Source organism: Mesorhizobium sp. M7A.F.Ca.CA.004.04.2.1, assembly GCF_004022825.1.
Lineage (GTDB): Bacteria > Pseudomonadota > Alphaproteobacteria > Rhizobiales > Rhizobiaceae > Mesorhizobium.
Map to the genome: position 1 here is coordinate 1 of NZ_RZPH01001323.1, position 1,308 is coordinate 1,308.

Consider the following 1,308-nt stretch of genomic DNA (forward strand, 5'->3'; position numbering starts at 1 on the left):
GGCATCGAGCGCAACATCCAGAACCGCAGCGCCACCGCATCCGACATCGCCAACGGTCGCGGCAGTTTCTTCGACGACTACTGCAACTGGGAGCGCATTCCCGAATTCGTCAGCGTGGTGCGGGGTTCGCCCGCCGCCGAACTGGCGGCAGCGGTGATGCAGTCGCGCACCGCGCAGTTCTTCCACGATCATGTGCTGGTCAAGGAACCCGGCACGCAGAAGCCGACGCCCTGGCATCAGGACATCCCCTACTATTTCGTCGATGGCCAACAGACGGTGAGCTTCTGGATCCCCATCGACCCGGTGAAGGAAGCGACGCTGCGCCTGATCGCCGGCTCGCACAAATGGGACAAGATGATCCTGCCGGTGCGCTGGCTCGACGACAGCAATTTCTATGCCGGCGAGGGCGACTATCTGCCGGTGCCAGATCCCGACAAGGATCCGTCGATGAAGGTGCTCGAATGGGAAATGGAGCCGGGCGACGCCATCCTGTTCGACTTCAGGACCGCGCATGGCGCGCGCGGCAACCTGACCGCGGCGCGGCGCCGGGCGCTGTCGCTGCGCTGGGTGGGTGACGATGCGCGCTATGTCGAGCGGCCGGGCCGCACCTCGCCGCCCTATCATGGCCACGGCATGCAGCCGGGCGAGAGGCTGCGCGAGGACTGGTTTCCGGTGGTCTACCAGGGCTGAAGCGAGGCCAGAAAATCGACGCCGATGTGCGCCGCCGATTTTCGGCTGGGGTAACGTTCCCGTGCGCAATTCCCATCAATGCGCCCGGATGCCTTGACCCGTCGCCCAGAGAGCAATAGCGGGTGCTCTAACGGATAGTCGGCATCAAGAGGTGGCCATGAACGTTCTTCTTCTCGGCTCCGGCGGCCGCGAACATGCGCTCGCCTGGAAGATCGCCGCATCACCGCTGCTGACAAAGCTCTATGCGGCTCCCGGCAATCCGGGCATCGGCAGCGAGGCTGAGCTGGTGAAGCTGGATTTAGCCGACCATGCCGCCGTGGCCGCGTTCTGCCGGGAGAAAAAAATCGACCTCGTCGTGGTCGGCCCGGAGGGGCCGCTGGTCGTCGGCATTGCCGACGATCTGCGCGCGCAAGGCATTCGCGTCTTCGGACCCTCCAAGGCTGCCGCACAGCTGGAAGGATCGAAAGGTTTCACCAAGGATCTCTGCGCCCGCTACAACATCCCGACCGCCGCCTATGGCCGTTTCAGTGACCTGGCCTCGGCCAAGGCCTATGTCGAAAAGACCGGAGCACCGATCGTCATCAAGGCCGACGGGCTCGCTGCCGGCAAGGGCGTCAC

The 1,308-nt window shown here is 64.6% G+C and carries 1 protein-coding gene and 1 pseudogene; both read left to right on the forward strand.

From position 1 onward, the window contains the following. Positions 1 to 690: phytanoyl-CoA dioxygenase family protein (locus EN893_RS34235; protein ID WP_128362182.1), on the forward strand; the 690-nt coding region annotated here is incomplete at its 5' end. Between the two features lie 157 nt (positions 691 to 847). Further along, positions 848 to 1,308: pseudogene (locus EN893_RS34240) on the forward strand (phosphoribosylamine--glycine ligase); the annotation flags it as partial.